Origin of the sequence: Algoriphagus sediminis, assembly GCF_030403435.1 — a bacterium.
Lineage (GTDB): Bacteria > Bacteroidota > Bacteroidia > Cytophagales > Cyclobacteriaceae > Algoriphagus > Algoriphagus sediminis.
Genome location: NZ_JAUEPH010000004.1, coordinates 201,147 through 226,817, shown reverse-complemented (window position 1 = coordinate 226,817; position 25,671 = coordinate 201,147). Strand labels below are relative to the sequence as shown.

General features: G+C 41.0%; 23 protein-coding genes. 5 read left to right on the top strand and 18 right to left on the bottom strand.

Annotated elements, in window-relative coordinates:
• Window positions 1–259: 259 nt before the first annotated feature.
• Window positions 260–1,627 carry a M28 family peptidase gene (locus QVH07_RS10325; RefSeq protein ID WP_290000159.1) on the top strand — a complete coding sequence of 456 codons (1,368 nt, stop codon included), beginning with the start codon at window positions 260–262 and terminating at the stop codon, window positions 1,625–1,627.
• Between the two features lie 10 nt (window positions 1,628–1,637).
• Here the strand turns inward: QVH07_RS10325 and QVH07_RS10320 are convergent, their stop codons facing one another.
• From QVH07_RS10320 to QVH07_RS10305, 4 genes are all read right to left on the bottom strand, one after another.
• Complete coding sequence (locus tag QVH07_RS10320) at window positions 1,638–2,816, bottom strand: histidine decarboxylase (protein ID WP_290000158.1); 1,179 nt, start codon at window positions 2,814–2,816, stop codon at window positions 1,638–1,640.
• A 98-nt stretch (window positions 2,817–2,914) separates the two neighbouring features.
• Window positions 2,915–3,955 (bottom strand): alpha/beta hydrolase family protein, encoded by a 1,041-nt coding sequence (locus tag QVH07_RS10315; protein WP_290000156.1) that lies wholly within the window; start codon window positions 3,953–3,955, stop codon window positions 2,915–2,917.
• A gap of 47 nt (window positions 3,956–4,002) precedes the next feature.
• Window positions 4,003–5,052 carry a ligand-binding sensor domain-containing protein gene (locus QVH07_RS10310; protein ID WP_290000154.1) on the bottom strand — a complete coding sequence of 350 codons (1,050 nt, stop codon included), beginning with the start codon at window positions 5,050–5,052 and terminating at the stop codon, window positions 4,003–4,005.
• A 68-nt stretch (window positions 5,053–5,120) separates the two neighbouring features.
• A complete protein-coding gene (locus tag QVH07_RS10305) occupies window positions 5,121–6,410 on the bottom strand; it encodes an erythromycin esterase family protein (RefSeq protein WP_290000151.1) in 1,290 nt (429 codons plus the stop codon).
• A gap of 330 nt (window positions 6,411–6,740) precedes the next feature.
• Between QVH07_RS10305 and QVH07_RS10300 the strand changes: the two genes are divergently transcribed.
• Together QVH07_RS10300 and QVH07_RS10295 are read left to right on the top strand one after the other, a co-directional pair.
• On the top strand, window positions 6,741–9,146 hold the full coding sequence (locus tag QVH07_RS10300; protein ID WP_290000149.1) for a TonB-dependent receptor: 2,406 nt from the start codon (window positions 6,741–6,743) through the stop codon (window positions 9,144–9,146).
• A gap of 64 nt (window positions 9,147–9,210) precedes the next feature.
• A complete protein-coding gene (locus QVH07_RS10295; RefSeq protein WP_290000147.1) occupies window positions 9,211–9,813 on the top strand; it encodes a hypothetical protein in 603 nt (200 codons plus the stop codon).
• A 141-nt stretch (window positions 9,814–9,954) separates the two neighbouring features.
• Here the strand turns inward: QVH07_RS10295 and QVH07_RS10290 are convergent, their stop codons facing one another.
• The 4 genes from QVH07_RS10290 to QVH07_RS10275 all read right to left on the bottom strand — a co-directional run bounded on the left by QVH07_RS10290 (window position 9,955) and on the right by QVH07_RS10275 (window position 13,718).
• Window positions 9,955–11,559: a carboxylesterase/lipase family protein gene (locus QVH07_RS10290; RefSeq protein WP_290000145.1), complete on the bottom strand. Its 1,605-nt coding sequence runs from the start codon at window positions 11,557–11,559 to the stop codon at window positions 9,955–9,957.
• Window positions 11,525–13,186 carry a carboxylesterase/lipase family protein gene (locus tag QVH07_RS10285; protein ID WP_290000143.1) on the bottom strand — a complete coding sequence of 554 codons (1,662 nt, stop codon included), beginning with the start codon at window positions 13,184–13,186 and terminating at the stop codon, window positions 11,525–11,527. Before QVH07_RS10285 ends, QVH07_RS10290 begins: the two co-directional genes overlap by 35 nt.
• Before the next feature lie 172 nt (window positions 13,187–13,358).
• Window positions 13,359–13,547: a hypothetical protein gene (locus QVH07_RS10280; RefSeq protein WP_290000141.1), complete on the bottom strand. Its 189-nt coding sequence runs from the start codon at window positions 13,545–13,547 to the stop codon at window positions 13,359–13,361.
• A 15-nt stretch (window positions 13,548–13,562) separates the two neighbouring features.
• Entirely contained in the window at window positions 13,563–13,718 is a 156-nt protein-coding gene (locus tag QVH07_RS10275) for a hypothetical protein (RefSeq protein WP_290000140.1), read from the bottom strand.
• 265 nt (window positions 13,719–13,983) lie between these two features.
• Here QVH07_RS10275 and QVH07_RS10270 point away from each other — a divergent pair, with 265 nt between their 5' ends.
• Window positions 13,984–15,045 carry an alkane 1-monooxygenase gene (locus tag QVH07_RS10270; protein ID WP_290000138.1) on the top strand — a complete coding sequence of 354 codons (1,062 nt, stop codon included), beginning with the start codon at window positions 13,984–13,986 and terminating at the stop codon, window positions 15,043–15,045.
• Between the two features lie 12 nt (window positions 15,046–15,057).
• A complete protein-coding gene (locus tag QVH07_RS10265) occupies window positions 15,058–15,663 on the top strand; it encodes a TetR/AcrR family transcriptional regulator (protein ID WP_290000136.1) in 606 nt (201 codons plus the stop codon).
• On the opposite strand, the gene QVH07_RS10260 is transcribed toward QVH07_RS10265, so the two are convergent.
• From QVH07_RS10260 to QVH07_RS10215, 10 genes are all read right to left on the bottom strand, one after another.
• On the bottom strand, window positions 15,660–15,836 hold the full coding sequence (locus tag QVH07_RS10260) for a hypothetical protein (RefSeq protein WP_290000135.1): 177 nt from the start codon (window positions 15,834–15,836) through the stop codon (window positions 15,660–15,662). The genes QVH07_RS10265 and QVH07_RS10260 overlap by 4 nt on opposite strands.
• Before the next feature lie 62 nt (window positions 15,837–15,898).
• A complete protein-coding gene (locus QVH07_RS10255; RefSeq protein WP_290000134.1) occupies window positions 15,899–16,090 on the bottom strand; it encodes a hypothetical protein in 192 nt (63 codons plus the stop codon).
• 197 nt (window positions 16,091–16,287) lie between these two features.
• On the bottom strand, window positions 16,288–16,614 hold the full coding sequence (locus QVH07_RS10250) for a toxin-antitoxin system YwqK family antitoxin (RefSeq protein ID WP_290000133.1): 327 nt from the start codon (window positions 16,612–16,614) through the stop codon (window positions 16,288–16,290).
• A gap of 9 nt (window positions 16,615–16,623) precedes the next feature.
• Window positions 16,624–16,869: a hypothetical protein gene (locus QVH07_RS10245; protein WP_290000132.1), complete on the bottom strand. Its 246-nt coding sequence runs from the start codon at window positions 16,867–16,869 to the stop codon at window positions 16,624–16,626.
• Between the two features lie 116 nt (window positions 16,870–16,985).
• Complete coding sequence (locus QVH07_RS10240) at window positions 16,986–17,975, bottom strand: HupE/UreJ family protein (protein WP_290000131.1); 990 nt, start codon at window positions 17,973–17,975, stop codon at window positions 16,986–16,988.
• Between the two features lie 2 nt (window positions 17,976–17,977).
• Window positions 17,978–18,859: a peptidyl-prolyl cis-trans isomerase gene (locus QVH07_RS10235; RefSeq protein ID WP_290000129.1), complete on the bottom strand. Its 882-nt coding sequence runs from the start codon at window positions 18,857–18,859 to the stop codon at window positions 17,978–17,980.
• Window positions 18,860–18,918: 59 nt separating this feature from the next.
• Complete coding sequence (locus tag QVH07_RS10230) at window positions 18,919–20,796, bottom strand: DUF3604 domain-containing protein (RefSeq protein ID WP_290000127.1); 1,878 nt, start codon at window positions 20,794–20,796, stop codon at window positions 18,919–18,921.
• A 90-nt stretch (window positions 20,797–20,886) separates the two neighbouring features.
• Entirely contained in the window at window positions 20,887–22,833 is a 1,947-nt protein-coding gene (locus QVH07_RS10225) for a DUF3604 domain-containing protein (RefSeq protein WP_290000125.1), read from the bottom strand.
• A gap of 45 nt (window positions 22,834–22,878) precedes the next feature.
• Complete coding sequence (locus tag QVH07_RS10220) at window positions 22,879–24,753, bottom strand: DUF3604 domain-containing protein (protein ID WP_290000124.1); 1,875 nt, start codon at window positions 24,751–24,753, stop codon at window positions 22,879–22,881.
• Between the two features lie 244 nt (window positions 24,754–24,997).
• Window positions 24,998–25,636: a DUF4386 domain-containing protein gene (locus QVH07_RS10215; protein ID WP_290000123.1), complete on the bottom strand. Its 639-nt coding sequence runs from the start codon at window positions 25,634–25,636 to the stop codon at window positions 24,998–25,000.
• Window positions 25,637–25,671: the final 35 nt, after the last annotated feature.

Genomic DNA, 25,671 nt, shown 5'->3' with positions numbered 1-25,671 from the left:
AATGGTTTGGTGGTTGATAAAATCTGGAAACAATATAGTTTTTAAGATGAAAACTTTGTTAATGGTTGGCGCTTATCTCTTGTCCTCTTGGTTGAAGGTAGTTGGTTTTGGGTTCAATGTCTTCGTCTTCAAATCTCTTTATTTCATAGTCTCCTAATCCCTAATCAACCAATTTACCAATAACCCACCATCCGTTCATAAACTTTCCTTTTTACCCTCGAATATCTTCTTTTATTTTCCGGTTCCTAAAAATCATCCAATGAGATTATCAAGACTCCTTACACCCATTTTCATCTTTGTTTTTGCGAGTATTAGCTTTGCCCAAGAGGCGCCTCCACAAATTGATACACGCATTTATGACATTATTCAAAATACATCCTCAGAACGAATAGAGGCAGACATTAGAAGATTGGCAGGTTTCGGAACGAGAAATACTTTTTCAGATACTGTTTCTGATACCCGAGGTATTGGAGCCGCCAGAAGATGGATAAAGGCGGAGTTTGATAAGATCTCCGCTGACTGCGGAGGCTGTCTTGAAGTGTTTTACCAAAAGGATCTCGTAACCGCAGAAGGAAATGCCAGAGTTCCCAAGGATGCTTATGTAGTTAATGTGGTGGCAATTTTAAGAGGCACTGATTATCCGAATTCCCATGTAATCATGTCAGGCGATATCGATTCCAGAGCCTCGGACACAATGAACTATACCATCGATGCTCCAGGAGCAAATGATAATGCCTCGGGAATGGCGGGCACCATTGAAGCTGCTAGGGTTTTGTCCAAATATAAATTCAAGCATAGCATTGTTTTCGTTGGGCTTTCCGGGGAGGAGCAGGGTCTTTTTGGTGGACAGGGCCTAGCCCAATATTCCCGAAGACAGGATTGGAACATAGTGGGTATCCTGAATAATGATATGATCGGAAATATCGAGGGAGTAGATGGGGTGATTGATAACCGGACCTTTAGGATTTTCTCAGAACCAACACCTGCTAATGAAACAGAGCAGGAGAGGAGAGCGAGAAGGTTTACTGGAGGTGAAGTAGATGGAATTTCCAGACAGCTGGCAAGATATATTCATAAGCAAGTAAAAACCTACATGCCTGAAATGAATCCTATGATGATTTATAGGCTCGATCGTTTTGGTCGTGGAGGTCACCATCGTCCCTTCAATGACTTGGGTTTTGCTGGTGTCAGAATTATGGAAGCACATGAAAATTATAACCGCCAGCACCAGGATATCCGAGTTGAAGATGGAATAGAATACGGAGACGTAATTGAGGGTGTGAATTTTGACTATGCCGAGAAACTTACTTCAGTGAATGCCATTTCTCTTGCTGGTCTGGCATGGGCTCCACCTGCACCAACCAATGTAAGAATAGGAGGAGCTGTTCGTCCATCCACCACCTTGGCTTGGGATGAGAGCGATGATCCAAATATTGCGGGTTATAAAATCTATTTCAGACTGACCACTTCTCCTACATGGGATAATTTTGTCTATGTATCAGGTGTGAATGCACACACCTTGGAAGGCATTGTCATTGACAATTATTATTTCGGTGTGGCTGCTGTAGGAAAAGACGGTAATGAATCAACTGTTGTATTTCCCTACCAAAGGATGAGAAGCAGATAAGGGCGAACCCTTAAAAAGTACCTTTAAGCTCTTCGCAAAATTCATCAATCTTGTGGCGGTTTATGTGTTGCATGACCACCACATGCGCTTTGTCCTCCTGAGTGGCCAGTTGGTATTTTTTAACTATCGATTCCACTGGTTTTTTGAAGGTGACAATGATCTGATGAGGATTATACCCAACATCAGGATAATCCATTGATTTCAATTGATCGTAGAGGTAAGTTGCATTTTTAATACAAGTCTCCGTCTCTTGCCTAAAACCTTGTTTACCTTTTTTCTTTACGATGTACCAGAAGTTAATCCCCAGAAAGCCATTTCTTGAGCCGCTGATGGTGGTATCATTCACTTCCAGGTAAGGAACCCAGCTTGATTCCTTGAATATTTTGTCCTGCAGAGATTGGGAGGAAAGAAATACGCCACATGGGTGGATAGTTCCGGGAAACTTGTGTCCTGAGATGGCTATACTGTTCAAACCATTTTTGAAAAGATCTTCTTTAATCTCAAGAAATGGATAAAGAAACCCCATAAGAGCAGCGTCGGCATGTAAAAAGATGTTTTCATCAGCTATGCCTAGATCATCCAGAATATTGCGGACTGCACTCAGCTGATCCATGGCCCCGGTCATGGTGGTTCCAATGTTCAGGTTAATGATCAAACCGTAATTTTCTTCTGAAGAATGAATTTCAGTGATGACCGTTTTGAGATGCTTGTAGTCCATCTCTCCAGAGTCTTGACTCGAGACCTGCTTATGGTTTAAGCCAAGAAGGTGAGCATTCTTAGGAATGGAATAATGACTCGATTCTGAAAATAAAAAATAGGGAATTTTACCCTGAATATTAAAGTAATCCCTACCCATGTACATCCCATACAGGTTTCCCTCCGTTCCGCCACTGGTGATATATCCCCAATGATCCTGGAGTCCATATAACTCCGCAACAAAAGCCAAAACTTCCTTTTCGAATTCTTTGGTGTGCATTTTGGAATTGCCATGAATGGAAGGATCACCAGCATTATTGAGGTGTAGTTTGGCTAAGCCACTGACCCCTAAAATCGCAAGGTCATTATTCTGTGGAATCTCTGGATAACCAAAATAAGTAACAGAATTTCTGATTTGCTCGGCAAGGAATTCAGCAAGGCGAATTTCTGCGGCAGTTTGAGTTTCGTATTGTGCCTGGGTTGATTCTTTCATGGGAGTACAAAGGTCACAGTAATCGCGAAAATTACCAAGACATGAGGAATCAGAAGTCAAAACCGACAGCTGTAGATCATAGGTTTAATACCCATTTTCTAATCTATTTGCTTAAGCCAGTTGTAGAGAGTTTCCAGGTATCCATCACATCGGATGTATTCCTTTTGGGTATCTTCAAATTCATAAAAGGCTCCTGTCTTAGTCTGAAAAATATTATGATTGCAATTTGGAAAACTTCGAATTGTGAGCTGATTACTTGGAATAGTCCGAGAGTATAGGGCTTCTGTTTTCTTCCAATTGACATTCATATCCATTTCACCAAAAATGGCGAGGACCGGACAATGGACATCGGATAGAATCTGTTCAAAATTCGGAATGTAAATCTCCAATCCTGTATTCTCATCCAGTTCCTTTTTCATAAACTCTTTTTGGTACTCGTAGTACCCTGCTTCCGTTATTTGAAACCCTCCATTGAATCTGTTCAAGAATGGGTTTTTCCTCAAATTCTGGGTTGCTTTCAAATACTCTTCAAAACGGGCGCCTGAGTGTGTGAGTCTGACCCCTTTCTCCAATTCGTTCACCAGAAGTTCAATAGAGTCAGTAGGGTAGCCTTCAATCCTTAAATTTTCGCGAAATAGATAATTGAAGTTTTCTTTATCGTCTACTCCACTGACAGTTATCCAAAAGGCGATATCCTTATATTTTGAGATGACGATAGGATTGATCCAGCCTGCCCGACTGATTCCCCAAAGCCCGATATTCTTGGTGCCTGCAATACCTGCTGCTTGCAAAGCTTTAATTGCGATAATCACTTCTTCTGCGCTATTGTCTACAGGCTGATTATAGTCAAAAACCCCTTCACTGTTGCCGCAGCCCTTTTTATCATACATGTAGGTGGTGTATCCAGCCTGATTGATAGTTTTCCTGATATCACCATGGAGATTCGTGCCTACTGAATTTGGGCAACCTGCCCCATGGACTATCATCACCAATCCCTTTGTTTCAGCATTTTCGGGATAATTAATTATCCCGTTTAAGGTGCTTCCTTCAAATTCGAAATCAAAAATTTCTTCGTTTTGCTGAGAAAAACCATGATTGGTAAAACTGATTACCAAAAAGCAAAGAGAAATAAATTTCATTTGATGATGATTTGAAAACATAAGAATGGAATAAAATCAGCCTATGTTTATTGGGTTTTCTGGCTTGGATTATACTGCCTAATGCCTTGAAGGGTCCCAAACCAAATTAGGCCATCTTCAGCCTCTTCTATCCCAAAAGCCATTCCAAGACCCGAACTTATAATATCAACTTCCGGGACAGAGTCATTCAGGCGGCTTTGATCGATTTTTAAAAGACCCCAACCTTCATCATTTCCCAAATTTGTGCTGATATAGATATGACCTTCTCTGCTTTGAAAAATGTATCCAGTGAAGTTTTCAACTATTCTAGTGAAACTATCCTTGGAATATCTCCACACTCCAGACTGACCAACAAGCCAAACATCACCAGACTGATCTTCCATAATCCATCTCACATTTGAAAATGGTCCATCTTCATGTTCCACTTTTTTGAATTCTACTCGGTCATAAGTGTAAGTACTTCCTCGCGTCGCTATCCAAAAAAGGCCATTTCGATCTTCGATTATGGAGTTTACTTCATTAATCGATCTATTATTAAAATCAGTTGGGTTTGGGATGATTTTAGGTTTGAGGTTAGGGTCCTCAACTATTTGATCCTTTTCAAGGATAAAGTTTTTAAAAGACTGTCCATCGAAAATGCTAAACCCACCATTTCCACCAAACCAGATATGTCCATTGCCATCTTCATAGATGGAAGTGATTTCATTGCTGGCTAGTCCATCACGGTTGGTGATATTCTCAAAACCATTGCCATCGAATTTAAAAACTCCCTCTCCAATGGTCCCAAACCAAATGTTTCCCTTCCGGTCTTCCAGAACTGAGAAAAATCGTGCTTTACTAATGCTGGAAGGTACTTTAAAGAACTCCTTACCCTCATACATAAAAACCCCATCAAAAGTACTTAACCAGATATTTCCTTTTCTATCCTCAAGAATCATTCGGGTAATGGCCTTAGGGGCTGAAGAAGCTTCCATTTCAAAACTATTTGCAAACGGTTCAGTGGCTTCGGTTACCTCAGATTCTCCTTTTGGGTTTTGGCAGAAACAAAAAAGAATTAAGAGGATAAGAATTGCCGCTCGGCTCTTTATTTGACTCATATTCTGAATTGTTTATATATTCTTATCGCTTTTTTGAAAAATATTAAGACCATAAATTTGGAAGAAACTTAATTGATGGGCTCGGGTAATGACACATTTTTTACAAAAATGAGTCCATCATAAAAGTCCGTATAAACCTTGTTTACCATCACCTTGTGAAGAGGCTTTGGCTGATATCCTCCGGCCGCCACCAGAATATTTCGATTCTTTGTGCTAAAGAAATTAGTGGGATCTGTTAGTAGAGCCTCTTTCATATCTAGAAAAAAGATTTCTTTATCCGCCTTCCAAAGTGTCTGAGCATAGGTTTTTTTAATCGGTTCAGGCACATAATAATTTTTCCATTTACCACCTTCTTTTTTATCGTTTATATATCCACGAAGATTTCCTCCTCCAAAATCAAAACCAACGCTGAAATAATCCTCTTTATAAAAATCTTTTAAATGTCGTCCCAGGTTTTTGATCCTGCTTCCCAAATAATACATTTCCGCCTTATTGATGTGTTCATTATGAGCCCAGATAAAGGCTTTTCCATTTTTTGTCTGGTTCTCAATTATCCATTTTACATTCTCAAACATGCTCGAATCTCTGATTTCTGTTTCAGTATGTTCGACATAATTTGTGAATTGGATAAGGTAATTTATGCTGCGCAAAGCTACATTCGCTTCATCCCTTTGGTTAGGGTTTAGATCTCTGAATTCATTTATGGATTTTTCAATTTGACGTAGTTTGGGCATATGTTTCTCAGCCCAACCTCTAGCCTGGTTTGAATTAAAAACTTGATTCGAACTATCGTCTGCTATAGCAAGCAATTCTTCATCGATGTCTAGATTATTCTTTTTTACAAAATCTCGTATCTCTTTATTCAAGCCTTTACCAGACTGAATGTCCATACCATAAAACCTCAACTGCTCGCCTTTAGGTCTACCTTTGTTATACAGACGCATCCACAAAAGTAAATTCACCACCTCTTTTGTATACCAAAAACCAATGTGGAAATTATTTGCGATGGTTTCTTTCTCTCCCTCACCTCCTGAAATCCATTCGTTTATTCCCTTTTCAGCTTGAAAAGCATCCTCCATAATAAAGGTTTTAACATCCTGATTTTCAACCAGATACCTAAAAAATTTGGCCTTTAGGTCAAAGAACTCTTTACTATTATGCGTGGCTTCCCCAAAGCCGAAAATTTTGGCATTGCTAAAACGCTCTGGGACGGCTTTATCAAATTCCTTTAACTCTGAGTTCTGATTCGAATCCTCAATTTCAATAGAGTTTTCGTTTATCCATTCCAAGGTATCATCGTCAGATAAGCTGATATGCAAAGAAAATAAAAGTGCAATAGTAAGAAGTGATATCCGCATTGATCTTAACGTTTTTGAAAAAAACCGTCGTCAATATGCTAAGCAAAAAGTTATGGAGGGTATCTCTTAACAACCTTTAAATCAAAATTTGATCTTCAGTCTCTTTCATCTTTCAATGGAAGAGAAAAGGCTCCATTTGTTTTCAATGAAAGAGTTATTAAATAAATCAACTTGTAAATACCTTAAATCACCCCTAATTTTGCAAAACTTGCAACTTCATTGCAAAAACACTAAATGAATGCCATAATTTTGGGCCATATTTGATCAAAGCCTAATTCTTGAAAATCATCAAATGTCGCGTGCTCAATTTTCCTTACATATTTTAATAGAATGAGGCTTAGGATTTCTTTCATATTTCTCGGATTATTCTTGGCATTGTCATCATTCGCTCAGAGTGAATGTGATAAGGTCATCAATGGGAGAGTTCTAGATCAGGAATCTGGTCTTCCACTTGCCTATGCTGTCATAAAAGATCGGAAGGCCAAATATTCGGCTATCAGTGACGAAGAAGGTTACTTCACCTTAACTGGAATTTGTGAGGACGAGCTGGATTTTGAAGTGATTCTGCTAGGTTATAAATCCGTCATACATCATCACGATTTCAAAAATAGACAAGCTGAAGAAAATGCCGACCTGATCTATTTATCGGTGGATGAAAACCTTCTTGAAAGCGTGGTAGTGGAAGGAAGTGAATTGGTTGGTGGATTGGAATCCCTTACCGCAGAAAAATTAAGTCGCTCAGCCATTTCGGCTAAAACCAATCAATCCCTGGCCTCGGCTATTGGTGATGTTCAAGGGGTGACTTTTACTTCTCTTGGTTCGAATGTGCAGCTTCCGGTGATCCATGGACTATATGGAAACCGAATTCTGATCATCAATAATAATGTGAAGCATGGGTTCCAAAATTGGGGAGCGAAGCATGCCCCTGAAATTGATATCACCGGTGCAGATAATATTTCGGTCATTAAAGGAGCCGCCGGGGTTCGATATGGCTCTGAAGCTTTAGGTGGAGTAGTAGTGGTGGAAGGAAACCCGCTTAGGCTTTCTCAGGAGAGTTATGGAGGGGTTACTGCCGGATATCAAACAAATGGTCGTGGATATAATGCAAATGCCTTTTATGGAGAGGGTAAAGAGAAGTTTAGCTATCATTTGGGTGGTAATTTTAGAAAAGTCGGAGATAGAAGTACCAGAGATTACCTTCTGTACAATACCGGAATGGAGGAATACTCGGCAAACGCCGGCTTCAGGTATCATTTACCTCAATGGGACTTCAAGGCTTATTACAGCTTTGTAGATCAAACACTTGGGGTTCTTCGTCCATCGGTAGCAAGAACTATCGAAAAATTTGCAGAGATCATTGAAGCTGAAGAACCTATTTTAATGAGGGATTTTACCTACAGTATAGATGAGCCCCGGCAAGACTTATCCCATCATTTAGTTAAAACTGAGGTAGACTGGTATTCGTCGGTAGGAAAATTTGAGCTACTTGCTAGCTATCAGGTAAATAATAGAAGAGAATTCGATGTAAGACGGAATGCTGAATTACCTGTTATTGACCTTACTCTATACACCACAGATAACCGATTGGAATGGTATCATCCTGAGATCGGAGGAATGTCCGGATCAGTTGGAGTCCAGTTTTTCTCCCAAAATAATGACAATAATCCAGGAACAGGCACTTCGCCTTTTATCCCAAATTATAATAACTACAGGACAAGTATCTTTGCTATAGAGAGTTTACAAAAGGGGAAGAGTACCTATGAATTGGGGCTGAGGTTGGATCATGAATTTAATTCGGTAAGAGGTAGAGAACGTGATCAGAGTATATATACAAATGAATTCTCATTTACCAATTTGACCGCTACTCTAGGTATAGTCAGGGATCTTTCCCCAGAATGGAATTTCAGAACAAACTTAGGAACTGCGTGGCGAGCACCAAACATGGCCGAGCTTTACAGTTTTGGCCAGGCTGGCTTTAGAATAGAATATGGGCTGTGGCGATATGAAGCAGATGAGGATGGACAGCTTAGTACCGATAGGGTTCTAACCGGTCAGGATAAAGAAGTCAATGCTGAAAAGGGAGTGAAGTGGATTAATGAATTCAGATATAGAAAAGGCGAGCATGATCTTGCCTTAACCGGGTATGTGAATTACATCGATAATTTTATTTTTCTTAGGCCAGGTGGTCTTGGATCTTTTTTCTGGGGCCCTGGCCCAATTTATATTTATGATCAGTCAGACGCGCTTTTTCTAGGAGCGGATATCACTTACCGACGGGAATTTTCTAAAAATGTACGTGGTAATTTTGGGGCTAGTTTTCTTTGGTCTAAGAATGTGGAGAGGAATGAGCCACTGATTAATCAGCCGCCGATAAATGTAAATGCTGAGATCTCTTGGGATACCCCATCATTTCTTAATTTAGATGAATCCAAATTAATCCTGAGTACCTCTTATACGTTCAGGCAATTTCAAGCCCCAAGAACAGTTTCTCCCGATGACCTCCTTAGTGGGGAAGAAGAGTTTAATCTGGATGCTGAAATTTTTGATTGGAAAGACGCTCCAGATGGATATTTTTTGGCTAATGTGCTTTGGCAATGGAAGAAAGGGAAGCTGGGTGGACAAGTAGAAGTAAGGAACATGCTCAATACTTCCTATAGAGATTACCTCAATCAAATGTGGTTATTTGCCGATGATCTAGGCAGAAACGTGCTCATCACATTTAACTATAATTTCTAAATGCAACCTTGATGCATTAGGTTTTTTTTAATTACCTTTGCTACTTCTAAACTATTAATTTACCATGAGAAACCTTAAAAACTATTTATCGATTACCCTACTTATTCTAGGCTCTGGATTTTTCTTCACAGCATGTGATGATGATGCCCCAGAACCAGAAAACACCACTGAACTAATTACGGATGTGACATTGGTTTTCACTAATACCGCAGATAATTCTACAGTTACTGCCAGAGCGGTAGATCCAGATGGTATCGGAGCACAGCCAATTCAAGTGCTTGATGATATTGAACTTGCAGCTGATGCAACTTATATTTTGACTTATGAAATTCTAGATCGTCAGGATCCTACAGATCCAGAAGATATTGGTGAGGAGATTGCTGAAGAAGATGATGAGCATCAACTTTTCTACGGATTTACTGAAGGTGCTTTTGCAAACCCAACTGGAAACGGAAATATTGATAATGCTGGAGACCCTGTAGACTATAATGACCAGGATGGAAATGGATGTAACCTAGGCTTGGAAACTACATGGACCGCAGGAAGCGCTCAAACAGGTACATTCCGAGTGAGACTTCAGCATCAGCCAGACATTAAAACTTGCTCTACTGGAGCAAATGATGGTGATACAGATTTTGACCTCACTTTCAACTTAATCATTAGCTAAGCCAAGCCCTTAGCAAAAATTTAAAAGCCAGACAATTCTGAATTGTCTGGCTTTTTTGTTTGATAACTTGAGGCTTGAATTAAAGATCAATGCCGCTTCAATCTTCATGGCAACTTAATTCAAGTATTATTCAATTTTTGATCAATCTTCATTTGAGGCCTGATAAAATTTTTCCCAGAAATTAAGCTTTGCCTTAATAGGCAACTCAACCGAGCGGGTTTCCTCAGAAAACACTAAAACTGATTGCTCGTCTTCCTCGAATGGCTTCCATTCGGGTAGATTCTCACCATTTGGATTTCCAGTAGCGGCAAAATTCACCCAATAGTCCGACATCATTTCAGCAATCTCATGGTCCACCGCTTCCCATGGCCTATCCAAAGTGTGCAAATTGTCATATGCGTAAACAATTTCACCTGAGTGAAATGCTCCGAAAGCGGTTTCTTCATTGTATGCAGGTAAGCCTCTGTTAAAATTATACATGTAAATAGGGGATTTACCCAGATTACTCTGGATTTTCCCCCAGGTGTAAACTTGAATTGCGAAAGCCTCATCACGACTCATTTCCAATTGCGTGTTTCGTACTTCCTCTTCATTTGAAGTAGGGTAGGCCGAGTAAAAGTCTTCCGAAAGATCACCAAACCTGTTGCTTACCATTTCATGAAAGGCATTTTCGTCAAGTGATGCACCGCCTAGAATATCATCTTTATTCCAGCCAATAAGCATTGGGACATCACTCTGATTCAGATTTTGGTAAGTATCCATAATTGATTCCTCGAGGACATATCCATCCACAAACGGAGTTAACCTTGCTCCTGGTGCATTTAGAATGTCTTCGGCCGACAGTTCTCTCATTTCTTCAATGGATTCAGCTCCAAGACTTTCTGCAAACGAACTTCCTATTTCTTCTGCCATTTCCAAGTTTAGAGAACCACGTAATGGGCCAGAATGAAAACTAGCCCCGCTTTGGGCGATAGCCCTATGGAAAAGTCCTGAAGCTAAAGGAGAAGCGGTCAGAAAGTTTACACTAAAAGCTCCTGCTGACTGACCAGCGATGGTTACATTATCGGGATCTCCACCAAAAGAATCTATATTTTCCTGAACCCATTTTAGGGCGGCTATCATATCAAGAAGTGCATAATTTCCAGAAGCTCCATAATCCGATTCATCGGTTAAATCTGGATGTGCCAGGAATCCGAATGGCCCGACTCGATAATTGATGCTTACGAATACCACTCCTTTTTCGGCCATGCCTGACCCATCATAAATTGGGCAACCTGCTCCACCAGATTGAAAACCACCGCCATAGATGTAGACCATAACGGGTCTCTTCTCTGTGATATCTTTTGCACCGGTCCAAACATTTAGGAAAAGGCAATCTTCGCTAATGGGCTCCTCTGGAATGAGAAACTCAGATGACCAAAACATAAAGGGTTGAGGTTTCTGTTGCATGGGACTAGGTCCAAATTCCTTGGTTTCCTTTTTTCCTTCCCAAGGAATAACCGCTTGAGGGGCCTTCCATCTCAATTCCTCCGTAGGAGGGGCCGCAAATGGAATTCCTTTGTAAACATAAAGTGACGTCTCCTCATCGAAGTATCCTTCAATGGTTCCTCCTGTGACCTCCACAGTTTCATTAATTCCATTTTCATTCATTGCGCAGGAAGCGAAAGCACAAAGGATAAGCAGTAAAACAGCTCTTGATTTCAACATTTCCTTAAAGTAATGCTCTTGCTGCTCTATCGGGATCATTTTTTACTTCACTCTGATCGTCTAGGATCATTGTTTCTCCATTCTCAATGGTATATTCAGGCCATTCAGGAAGTGAAGGCACATTGGGGTTGCCAGTTCGCATAAATGCAAGCAAGGCGTCAGACATCTTTTCTGCCAATTCTCTCGGACGTTTTCCGCCACCGCTATGAGTTAGCATGAGGTCTGTATTGTAGAACCAAAATGAAATGTCCAGGCAATGAAAAGCACGCATACGGTTATTATATAAAGGTGGTTCCCAACCGAACCAAGCCACATAAACCGGAGCTTCCTGACTAGCCTTTGCATTTGCTGTTTCAACTAGACCCGAACGATTAGACGCAATAAGTGCCATGATTTCAATAGGCTTGGCCTCAGGAAATACAGCAGCATATCCATCATAGACTTCTTCTGCTCTGTCCCCTAGGCCTGCTCTGAAGCCCATATTCCCCGATAGGGATTCAATGGCTCCCTCACGATCAATATTCTCCATTTCAGGACTCGTTCTACTCATAGCCCACTCATGAAATGTACTGCTGATCAGCATAGGAATATCTGAAGATAACTCTCCATCAAAAAACTGACCTTCGGGAATGTGAATGCCATCTGCTACAGGAGAAAATCCACCTCTGAAGCCAGTCATTTGATTTTCTTCTCTGAATTTTTGAGCCGCACGGTTTGCGATCAAAAGGTATTCTTTCCAGGGTATTTCCTGTAATTTTCCGATTTCGGAAGGTTGTAGACCTGCTTCCGCCAAAACATATTCGCCCAGCTTTTGGGAATTTTCCTGAGGTTGTGCCTGAATGGTTGAACCACTTAAAGGGACTGCTTTGTGAAACAAACCTTTAGCTTCAGGCATTCCCATAAGGATATTGACCTTGGCGCCGCCACCTGACTGACCCATGATAGTTACATTTCCTGGATCACCTCCGAAATTCTCAATATTATCTCTGACCCATTCTAAGGCTGCCACCATATCGAGGGCACCTACATTTCCTGAGTGAGCATATTTTTCATCGCCTACCGCTGAAAGATCAGAAAAACCGATTGGACCTAAGCGGTGGTTAATGGAAACAAAAACAATATCACCCTTGCGGCTTAAGTTTTCACCATTGTATCCATCCTGCTCAATCCCATTTCCATTGGTAAAGCCACCGCCATGAAGCCAAACAAGAACTGGACGTTTTCCACCATCTGCCAGTGCAGGAGTCCAAACGTTTAGTTTTAGGCAGTCTTCACTCACATCATCATAATTCCAATGATCAGCAAAGGAATAATGGGTATTGGCATATCTGTTATCCATTATTTGTGGAGCAGTATTTCCCCACCAAAGAGCGGGGTAGGTCTCTGTCCATGGCCTGGGTGGTTGGGGTGGCATAAAGCGATTTTCGCCTCCTGTATCATCACCGTAGGGTATGCCACGAAAATTGTAAATACCTCGAAGGATAAAGCCCTGAACTTTTCCATATTCAGTGTCAGCTATGGCAATATCATCTCCAATTAATAATTGCTGCTCATCCGGATCAATACCCACGGACTGTTCCGTGGTTTGGTTAGGCTGACTACAGGATATTAATCCTGCGACTATTGCAGTCGCCGTTCCCAAGGTGATTTTAGAAAATAGTTTCATAGTGTTGGATGGGTTTAAAGGTTGATAATTAATACACTTTGTACAGATTGATTTTCAGGGTAAAAACTGCTTCTGCTTATCAAATACTAGAAATTTTCAGCTTAAAAATGATATGATTTTTTATAACTGGTGAAGGATGCGTTGTGTATAGCATAAGTTCCAATCCGAAAATCTAGCTTAGATTGTCCTTCATTTTTTTGGCTTTACCAGAAACTGCTTTTCTGGAATCTAGTGAAAGCCTTTCCAAATGTGGAAGAATCCATGCCTTTAGATTTGGCTCTTTTTTAGCCCAATTCCTCAAGGTTTCAATGGTCTGAGTTAATACAATCCAATCTTCATGATTAGCAAGATTGGACTTCATTATTTTCTTGGCCTTTTAGATTTGATCTTTGCTCATTTCTTTTTGAAGTGAACCAAAAAGCTGGGATAATGTCCATTGAACAGAGGCTTGGTCGATTTCTGAAACCTCATTCAAGAAACGATCAATAAAAGGGAGAAGAAGGCTTTTATTCTCTTTACAAATCCTTTTCATGGAGTTTGAGGTCCTGAGTCTGATCACTTCCTCATCGCTGAAAAAACAATTAAATAGCTCTTTAAATCGCACAGGTTCTTTTTACACCTCCTCTACAATTTTCACAGTGTCCCCCAGCGAATTCGGGTGACCGCTTTTTAATCGGTTTTCAAATTGGCTCATAGTTAAAATTAGAGCTTTTGAATTTCTCTTTGAAATTAAATTTTATCGAACTATTTTTGTATCAATAGTTCGATTATGTGTTATTCAAATTAATAAAAAGGAAATGAAAGGATTAAAGGCGCTTAAATATTCTGTTGGATTTATTCTTCCAATTTTGACCTGGATAAGCTTTAACTCTCATGGTTGGGTGACGTTTTTCCCCTTTGTCTATATTTTCATGATGATTCCTTTGTCAGAGCTTCTGATTTCTGCGGACAGAAGTAATTTCGACAAAGGTGAGGAGGCGACTCAGCTGGATAATGTGCTCTATGATATTTTAATCTATATGATGGTACCCATTCAGCTTTTTACTCTTTTGTATTTTCTCTTTTCCATGCATGAAGTCGGTTTGACGTTGGTAGACAAAGCAGGTAGAACTCTATCCATGGGACTTTGCTGTGGGATTATTGGAATTAATGTCGGTCACGAGCTGGGGCATAGAAAGAAGTCCTGGGAGCGCAGCCTAGCTAAAATCAACCTAATGACCTCTTTGAATATGCATTTTATGCATGAGCATAATCTTCATCATCATAAAATGGTGAGCACCCCAGAGGATCCAGCCACAGCAAAGTTTGGTGAGCCACTTTATTTCTTTTGGTTTCGATCTATAACAGGAGTTTATGCCATGGCCTGGAAATTGGAAAGTCAACGACTTAAAAGAAAGGGTATTCCCTTTTGGTCTCTCAAGAATCAAATGATAACAGATCATTTGATTCAGATTGGTCTCATTGTAGCTATTGGGTATTTCTTTGGTATTTCCATGGTGGGCTATTTTTTACTTGCTGCTTTGGTAGGTCATTTGTTACTCGAAACAGTTAATTATATCGAACATTATGGGTTGATGAGAAATAAAAAGGGCGATAGATACGAGCGCGTAATGCCTCATCATTCCTGGAATTCGGATCATATGGTAGGACGATTGCATCTTTTTGAACTGTCCAGACATTCTGACCACCACTTTATTGCAAGCAGGAAATACCAGATTCTCCGTCATATGGAAAAATCTCCTCAGATGCCGACAGGCTATCCTGGAATGATGATCCTTTCTACGGTTCCACCGCTTTGGTTTGCGGTAATGAATCCTAGAGTGAAAAAGGTAAAAGAGACTATACTCCAGACTTCATAAGTACTTGTTGCCATGGGTAGAAAGGCATTAAATCGGGAGAGAAAGGAACTTACCAAGAAAGCCAAAAAATGGGTGAAGGGCTTAATTCCGTTATTACAGGATAAGGATATTGAGAATCTGACTTTAGATGAGTTGGTTGCCCTTATGGGCAAAAGCAAAAGCACCATTTACTCCTATTTCTCCACCAAGGAAGAAATCTATCAGACCTCTATTATTTTGTACCTAGAAGACATGTCCTTTCTAGTTTCTCCTGAAGCTATAGAAGGAGAGGATATGGAAAAAGTATTCAGGTCTATGCTTTTCAAAATCAGTGAAGGACTGGAGGGAATATCAATTCAGTTTTTGGAACAAATACAGAAATACTTTCCCGAAAGTTGGGGGATAGTGGAAAACTTCATCAATAGCCTCTTAGCAAATTTTGAAAAAGTCTATCAGAAGGGAATGGCTCAGGGTACATTTCGAAAGTTTAATCTTCCTCTTTTACTGGCACTAGATCGCCATTTTGTGATGAGTATGATTACCGATTCCTCACAAGTTGAAGAACATCAAATGTCCCTAAAAGGACTGGTTAATGAATACCTGAATTTAAGAATGAGTGCTTTGAAATACGAGATTTAATCTCCTTCACTCAACGAGTAGCTTCCATCCCCAATGAAGGAAGTTAGAAGAATGGTTACTGTCCAATTTCCTGGTTGGCCAGGTGAAGTCACCCCATAAATACTGTTTGGCTCTCTACCCCCCTCTATACTTCTATCCAGCACGATCATTCCAGCATCATCCCTCACGATCATCTGAAATTTACCTGGAAATTCAGCTGTGATGTCAGCATTATAATCTGCTGTGGATAAATTATTTATCCAAGAAATAGTACGTTCTCCGCTTCCGCCATTCCCGGTAAAGTCACCACTGATATCTCCTTGTGGGCCTCATTGACAGTGATATTTACTGATAAATCATTATCATTTTCAGAACAGGTGAAAGAGCTGATTAATAAGATTGATAAGGAAACAATCAAAGTTACTATGCTTGAATAGGTAGGTTTCAATTTGCTAAAATTTGTGTAGACAACATCGAACAAGTAGGATGCCAAACAAGTCTAGCTTCAATTCTATTTCACTAGTATATTTTAACACTATATTCTTCTGTGTCCTTTTATATATTCTCTGATTTCTCCGATGGTTTTGTAGCCAATTTTTAAGTAAAAGTCTTCTGCTTAAAAGCCAAAGGGGTCCAACTTAAGACTCAGCGCAGCTCAAATCCATTCTTCTCCAAAATATCATAGTACCAGCTGTAGGAAATATCCCCGCGATCATAGTAAGCCTGAACTTCAGAAATGCTGCCTTTTTCGCCATAGTCTTCCGAATACAGAAGCTTGCCATCTTCATCGAAGTACCTCCATTCACCAATTCGAATTCTCCAATCTTTATACTCTCCTTCAGCTTTTAGATTGCCGTTTTCATGGAACTTTTGGATGGGGCCTTCCACCCGATTTTCTTCATAGTGACCGATTTCCTTGTAATTGCCGTTTTCGTAATAGTTGATCCACTTACCCTGACCGATACCATTCACATACTCCTGCTATGAGGAGTAATTGCCATTCGGGTATTTGGCAAAGAGAGCTCCTGTAAAGGGCTTGTTTTCACCTTTTGCATAGTAGCGATACACACCATCTGATCTTTTTCCTGTAGCCTCAGCCATGGATACTTCTTTCCTGCTTTCTACCGCAGACATGGAAATAGAAGTCTGAGCATTGCTTATTTCTGGAAGCCCAAGTAGGAGAATGGCAAGGAATAGAGTTAAAGAGTTTTTGAGGTTAGGGATCATTTGATTTTCTATTAGTTTAATAAAAAGGATTAGTAGCTCAACTCCGAACTACTGGATATAGTTAAAATACGACCAAAATCAGGGAATTAGATTTCTGATAGCTACAAATACACCTGCTAATTAAAAAAGGATAAAATCCGCTCTACCAGCCAGAAACAAGCGATGGATCCTATTAGATAAGGAGGGACCAACTTTAACTTAGGTGACCAATTTTTATAGATTGCCAAGATCCTTAATATACCCAATACCACAAGGATAAAAAGAATCTGACCCAGCTCAACCCCGACATTGAAAAACCCTAAAGCCCAAGGGATATTTTGCTGGGGGAGTCCTATATCACTTAATGCTCCAGCGAAGCCAAATCCATGAAGTAAGCCAAACGTAAATGCTACGATCCAGGGCTGTTTGCTGGTTAGGGTCTCTTTTCCATTTTGATTTGCGACTATTTCTAAAGCAAGAAATACAATGCTCAAGGCGATCACAGCTTCTACAGGAGGCCCTGGAATAAAAACCAAACCTAAAGCTGCTGCACTTAAAGTGATGCTATGAGCTAGAGTAAAGGCAGTGACAGTCTTGATTATCTTCCAATTGCCCTTGACAATAAGAATAAGTGCCAGAACAAAAAGCAGGTGATCTATTCCCAAAAGAATATGTTCAATGCCGAGTATGGTGTAGGTTTGAATAATATCAATGAGCTTGGATTCCCCCGGAATAATGATGGTATCTTTATCCGGTTGCAGCAGCACACTGACTGTTTCCCCGTTGAGGTAAGTGATTGTAAGTAGGGCATCAATAAGTGTTTTATTTAAGCCATCAATATAAAGCTGCTGCCCAGCTAAGGTCTTATCTGAAGTTAAGCGATAGCTGTAAATAACTGATCCGGCTGTTCGATTTGGAAGATTGAGGCTTTCTAGCTGAAAACCTGAAGGGAATACCGGATTGATCTTTGGGACCAAATCGCCTAACATTGGTACTTTCCAATATATTTCAAAGCTGGTTTCGTCGATCTGCACAAGTTGCAAGTAAGCTGGCCTGATCTCATGTGCGCATACTTTGAGGTTTAGTCCCAGAAGAACGAAGAGCAAAAATAATCTGAGTGTTTTCATTCTCAGGTGCCTTTTAATGTAGATTCTACAAGTTCAATGATCTCGGGATCAAATTCTTCCTCATTGAGATCCAACTCAAACGAGTATTGTTTTTTTATCTCATTATACAAAGCAGAATCCAGCTTGAGTTGTCGATCATAGTTGTAGTCATTCAATACACGTTCTTTAATCTGTTCTAAAGGTATTGGTGCTGGCTGCTTTCGATCAGTGATGTATACCAAGTGGAATCCAAATCCAGACTGTATTGGCCCTGTCCAGACATTTGTGTCTATTACTCTTAATGTGTCGGTAAAAGAACTACCAAGCGTTTTTCTTATGCTCAACTCGTCACTATTCTCAAAATAGTTGGGAAAAGGCAAGGGGTCACCAGCACCCCTAAGTGAGGCTAATTGGTCTTTATTTGCTTGGCTCAACGCTTTGGAAGCGACCTGAAAAGGTTGTTTATTTTTATCAAATGAATAATTTACATAATGTAATGTGTACTTATAATTCGTTAAATAATTATTCATTTTCAGCGAATAATACGCGGTTAATTCCTCGTCCGTAGGCGGTTGCATACTCACCAGATCATTACTTAGGAATTCCATTTTTTGAGAAAGCCTTCTTTTGATGATCTCATCGTTGTGGTCCAGATTCATCTTTAAAGCCTCCTGATAAAACAATTCCTGTTTAATGTTTGTCTCAAGAATGCCTTTCAGCTCTTCTTCGGTAGGTGGACGTTTCCATTGTAATTCCCATTTGCTTAGAAGGCTATTTAAATCATAGGAATCAAAAACAATGGTGTTTTCATCAGTTTCGTCCTTAGCAACGAGGCCGTACACTATAAAAATCAATAATCCCAAACCAATAAAATGGAGTAGGGGTTCTTTTAGTAGTTGCTTCATTAGAGTTATTGAAAAAGCCCTCAAAAAATGAGAGTTTTTAATTTGTAGTTATCAATGTTTTAATTTGGACTGTACCAGATCGGTGAGGTGTAGGCCCTTTCCTGAGTGGTCAAGGGCACCTCATCATCCATTTTAATATTGTACTTCAGTTGGTCATAAAGTGTCCATCTCGGGGTCGGGATTTCCAGTACCCTCACATAATAGAAAGCTTCCATAGCAGGATCAAAGTCAGGATCTGTCCAAAAGGTTTTTAATTCTGTAGCCCCTGTAGCATTGTCCCAGGAACCGTCTTCTAAATCAACCGTATTGGGTACGGCTGGCAATTTGCCATTACTGCCAATTTTTCGATCTCCGCTCCAATCAACATCGTACACTTGTTCTCCCAGCGTTCCATCGGCATTGGCCCATCCTTTTACTACCTGAACACGGTCTAAGCTTCCACCTTCTGGATCCATAACCGCATGTATCATGAAACTTGGGCTTTTCCCATCGGCATTAGAGATATCTCCACCCATAGGAACTCCTTTTTCATAGCCTTTATCAACCAAATTATCTAAATCGTCCTGGTTATAATCAAAGCTGCCGAAAAACCTTACTGTCATTCTTGTTCCGGTGGTGGCATAGGTTTCTTTGCGTTTCATGGCATCCCATAGGGCTTCTCTTGTATTTTCCCTTGCCCAAACTGCGGCATAACCAGAAGCAACAGATTGCCAGTCGTATATGGTGCCCTTATCGGATGCCATAAACGGTTTTTTCCAGCGATCCGCACCTCCTTCAGCATGTGGAGTTTTGCCATAGAAATTATTATCATCTGCAGTCGATAGAGAGGTGTGTGAATCGGTACTTCCAACAAGCCCAAATTTAAAAGGGTTGGTACCCAGTTCGTTTTTAAATTTAAGACCTAGTTTCAGTGCAGAACGGGCATATTCGTGTTCCAACATGTCTTTGGTCTTTACGGCACTAAAATCCAAATTCCCAAAGTCCCAAGTTTCAAAATCGGCAAATTCATCATTTGGAGATAAAAAAGGATGCGATTCACCATCTCCTTTTGTCTGCGAGACTTCCAACAGGGGTTCCCATTTACTACGTTCTTTTGCATAGGACTCATCCAAAGGCTCTCCATTAATTCTTGTTTCTGCAAACATGAGCCCATTGCTCAAATTACCATTATGCGGAATAGCCAGAACCTTACCGCCTGTTTGCTCCTGATAAGCGCTTAAGTGTTTCCAAAGCGACTCAGGGTCCTGAACATCATAGGTGACGGCGGGGAGATAATTGATCGTTTTATCCTTATTATCACGGTAAATCACGACACGGTGCATATTATTACCATCAATAAGAGAGGTCCATTCATAACCGATAAAAGCGGTGAATGTACCGGGATTGTTGTGGCGCTCGGCAGCTTCTACCGTCATCGACCATACCGATTTCTGAAGTTCAGGGTCATTTGGCTCCATATCCATCGTTTTTTGAGAAAAGGCCTTGATTAATTCTACTGAAGCCTCGGCCCCCTCACCACTTTTTATCATGCTGTTCCACCGCTTTCCCTGTGCCGTATTCATGATCCATTCTTCACCTGCCTCAATGGATTGAAACAAGCCCATCCCATCGGAATGGTCTGCCGCCACCAGAAAATCCAGCGGTCTGCTTAATTTAGCGGAAAGACCTGTAGAGGAAGTTACCTGTTCTCCTTTGGCAAACATGTAGGCTTCATCCAGACCCAGAGTGTTTCCACCAAGTGCTGCGTCTAGGGATAAGTTGGTATGCAGGTGCGTGTCCCCCCAATAAACATTGGTGGCATTACCCGTGCTTTCCATACCTTGAGTTCCTGAAGCTTGTCCCGAGGCTTCTGAAGTTGCCTTATCGTTGGTTTTTTGCTTGTCCTGTTGACATCCAAATAAGATGACAGTTAAAAAGACATAGAGAAAAGCTCTCATGGATAATCCAGTTAGATGGTTATACTCATTAAAGTTAGAAAAAACTTATTATTCGGGATTATTATGTCCATTTTAGGTAGTAGTGTAAATTTAATTTGGACTGTACCAAATAGGAGAACTGTAGGCGCGTTCTTGCTGATAAGGTTCTACATCTTCCGGAAGTTCTATTCCAAATACTTTGGCGTCGTATGTGGTCCAATTCGGAGTGGGGATTTCTAAGGCCCGGATGTAATAAAACGCCCTTAAACTCGGATCGAAGTCTGGGTCTGTCCAGTACCCTTCTAAAACTGGAGCTCCGATAGAATTCGTATAACTAGCGTCTTCCACATTGACGGTATTCCCAACGGGTTCGGTGGCCCGTCCGTTACTGCCAATTTTACGTCCACCAGACACAGCGACATCGTAAATTCGTTCCTGGGTTTCACCAGACGCATCCAGCCACCCTTTTATAATTTGGACTCTGTCAAGGTTTGCGCCATCAGGATCTCGTGTTGCTACGATTAGAAAGCTTGGAGCTTTGCCCGCAGGGGCTTGTACCAGGTCGCCTCCCATAGGAACACCCTTTTCATAACCGTATTTTACATAGTTAGAACGATAAAGATCATCTTTAACAAAATCGAAACCCCCAAATACTCTTACCTTCATACGCGTACCCGTGGTAGCAAAAACCTCTTTTCGAGACATCGCATCCCAGAGCGCTTCTCGGGTATTTTCTCGTGCCCAGACCCCAGCCAATCCAGAAGCGAGGGTCTCACGTGAATACATTCTGGCTGCTGGTGGACCAGGTCTGCCTGCAACAACCTCTTCAAAGCGAATGGGATTTGCTGATGGTTCTAGTATAACGACCTTGCCAAAAAAATTATCCTCATCAGTAGTTGCCAGGGAGGTATGTGCGTCTGATGATCCAATAAGACCAAATTTAAACGGGTTTACCCCGAGTTTAGCTTCATACGCCAAACCTCTTTTCAGAGCCGGTCGCGCATATTCCTTTGGTAGCATATCAGGTGTTTTTTGTATAGGGCCAAAACTTCCCCTATCCCAGTTACCATAATCTGCAAACTCGTCATTCGTCGAAAAAAGTGGATGCGCTTCCGCATCACCCTTCATCTGGGTCACTTCGTAAAGGGGCTCCCAACGCATGCGCCGTTCGGCATAGTCGCGGTCTATGGGCTTTTTGTCTGTTTGGGTTACATCATCGAACATCAAGCCATTGGATAGATTCCCACCATGAGGAATAGCCAGCACTCTGTCCCCGGTGAGCTTTTCATAATTCGCCATCCATTCCCAAAGATCTTCTGGATCTTCACTATCAAAGGCCGAGTAGGGTATAATCTGATCGGCTTTTTCCTTGTCGCCGCGAAATATAACATTGCGGTGCAGGTTCGCACCCTCGGGCCCTGGCCCCCATTCGTAGCCAATTAAGGCCGTAAAGTGGCCAGGTCGATTGAACTGTTCGGCTGCATCTGTAAGTTCGTTCCACATGCTCTGTACTAAACCGGAAAGCTCAGGAAGTGGGTTTACGTTTTTACCGAGTTCTACCATCAATAAATCAAAGGCCTGCATAGCACCCTCCTCACCACCATTCTTAACAAGGCCGTGGAGCATGGCACCAAATTCAGTTGCCAGGAGGTCTGGATTTGAGGAATTTATGGCTGGTGCCAAACCGAGGTTTTCAGCGTGGTCTGAAATGACCAGGAAGTCCAATGGTCGACGGAGTTGAGCACGAATTCCGCTACTGCTTATCACTTCTTCCCCCAATGCAAAACGATAGGCGTCGGCCGGGCCAAGCGTGTTTCCGAACATTCCGGCATCGGACGAATAGCTGGTATGCAAATGCGTGTCACCAAAAAAGGCTTGAGTAGGATAGTCCTCACCAACATGAGGTGAATAGTCTATATCTTTTGCTGTCTCTGGCTGTCCGGAAACTATGGTCTGCGTTTCAGCATCAGAACTTTCCGATTGGTTGAGTGAATTTGAATCATTTTTACAACCCAACAGAATCAATGGAAAAAGGAATAGAAAGTGTTTTGCTTTCATGACATTCAAAAAGTTTTGCTCAGAAATTAAAAATAAAAAATGAGATTAATTAGGCTTATACCAAATCGGGCTTGACCAAGCTCTTTCCTGAATGGTAGATGGAACGTCCTGTCTAAGAGGTAATCCTGTTCTTACGGCATCATAAGTGGACCATCTTGGAGTAGGAATCTCCAAGACCCGGACATAATAAAATGCATTTTGGCTGGGATCAAATTCAGGATCAGTCCAGGTAGTCAGGAACTCGGTATCCCCAATGGAGTTTTCATATTTTGCCGTGGCCAAATCCACCGTATTTCCTACAGGAGGTACATTTCCCTGAGCATCAGGCACTCTACCATCAGACAGGGCCACATTAAAGATTTTCTCCTGCGCATTACCCGATTCATCTACCCATCCTTTAATGATCTGAACCCTATCCAGATTGGCACCATCAGCTTCCTTGATGGCATGGATGATAAAAGTAGGAGAGTCTCCCGACCCTTGTAAATCACTACCCATTGGCACTCCGGTAGCATAGGCATCTGTAAGCCAGTCTTCTTTATTGATAAGCTCCTCTTCGTAGGAGAAACTGCCGAAGAATCGCACTTTTAATCGAGTTCCAGAGGTGCCAAAGGTTTCTTTGCGCATCATGGCAGCAAAAATTGACTCTCTGGTATTCTCTTCTGCCCATACTCCAGCTAATCCTCCAGAGCCAAATTCTCTCAGCTGAAGATTGTTTTTATCAGCCATCCCCGGAACCCCATTCAATCGATGTTCAGGATCATTTTCAATAGCAAATTTTCCTGTGTAGTTGTCTTCTTCAACGGCCGCCGCAGCATTATGAGAGTCAGAATCTCCTATGATCCCATATTTGAAGGGATTCCCTTTTCCTTCATTTTCACTTTTTATTCCATCCAATAATGCTTTACGCAGATAACTACCTTTTCTATTGGTAGGTCGATCGGCTGTAGCCGCCAAGGTGTAATCCCATAATTCAAAATCTGCAAATTCATCATTTGGGGATAAATCCGGATGAGTATCTGAAGAACCTTTAATTTGACTTATTTCATAAAGTGGTTCATTTCTCATTCTGGTTTCACTGTACTCTTTGGTGAGAGGGTTCCCTTCTGAATCTACCATTGAAAACATCAAACCATCGCTCGCATTTCCATTATGAGGAATAGCCAATAGGGTGGCACCATTCGCTCGGCTCACTTCCATCCATGCCCATAAATCCTCCGGCTTTTCAGAATCTTGGCTGGAAAAAGCCATTTCAGGGATATTTTCAGAATCTTGGAATACTACCACTCTATGTAAGTTTCTGGTATTCGGATTTGAAGACCATTCAAATGCCGGGAAGGTGGTGAATTCTCCTGGCTGGTAAAATTTATCAGCAGAAGCAACGATTTCTTTCCAAACAGACTTCATGATGGTAGGATCAGAAAAAAGTGGTTCTTTGGATAATTCTCCACCTGTACTAAAATCATAGAGAAAATCGGCAAAAGCCTGAAAGGCAACTGCCTGATCATCTGAAGTTACTCTTTTGGCAAAATCTAACTTTCCAATAGCCGTGGTGGTGTCTGCCATCATATTAAACATTCCCATCCACTCAGCATGATCCGAGACTGCATACCAATCTAACGGCACTTTAATTTGAAGGTCACCTCCACCGCCTCCACCAGGGATGGCTTCCCCTTGGGCCCATCTATAAGCATCATCTGGTTGGGTTACACTGCCATTTGTAAACCCGTCAAATGACCAGGAGGTGTGGATATGTAAATTTCCGAAATAAGCATCCTTAAGTGGGTTTGGCTGTTGAGATACTCTCGAACCACTTTCGCCTTGGCTCATGTTTTCAGCGGTATCCTCTTTGGTTTCTGTATTGCAAGAAGAAAAAATCAAGACTGAAACCATTAAAATGGTGTATTTGAAGCTTTTCATATTCATAGGTTTAGATATTTCAATATAGAAAATTCCATACTACTTTTTCCAAGAATGATAAATGTCATTGAAACAGAATGATTTTTACACAATTGGGAGTTCCTTGCTCCGTGATTGAATGAATAATGGTTTGTAAAGACACAAACCATGGCGAGGGTGGTGAGGACAGAAACTCTGGCATCTCAGCAAACAAAATACTACATCAGAATTGAAATGAGAAAGGGTTTTACCCCTTTAATCAACCTTATACAGATTTCCTCATTTTTCCGCCCTTAACCAAAAGCCAGACCGTAAAAGCCATTTCGCCAAAAATACTTGGTATGGCCACTAAGGCCAGGAAAACAGAAGCATATTCGGAATAATTGGAAAGTGTAAAATGAGCCACTGTGTCCAGGATATACATGATTCCCGCGATTGCGAGAAATACCCTAATAAACTTAGGAGTATCGGCTATTTTGCTCAGTAAGATGAGATGTATTCCAAAGAAGAAAAGACCTATTAACCAAATCGTATTGAATAAATCAACATAATGAAAAATGTCATTTTCCGTATTCGCTTTTAGTGCAAGTGGAAGGGCAAAAATAGCAACACCCATAATGGCCGCATGCATCATCCTAAAATAGGTGCTCGGTAAAGTCAAATAATGACTTTTATAAAATTCTTTTAAAGCCCATGCAACTACTACATCAAAAACAACGGTTATCAAAAAAGCAATCACCCCAAATCGAACGAGCATGTCATGGTTCTGTATGGTTTCCAGAGGGGACTGGGTTAAGGATTCCAAAGCCATGAAATTGGCAAAAATTGCAGCAAAAAAAATAATCAAATAGCTCACCCCAGCAATCAATGCTAAAGATCGCAGACTCAAAGTTTTGCTTTCCATGTTAAATAGATTTTGGCTTCACAGAAATTTCAAAA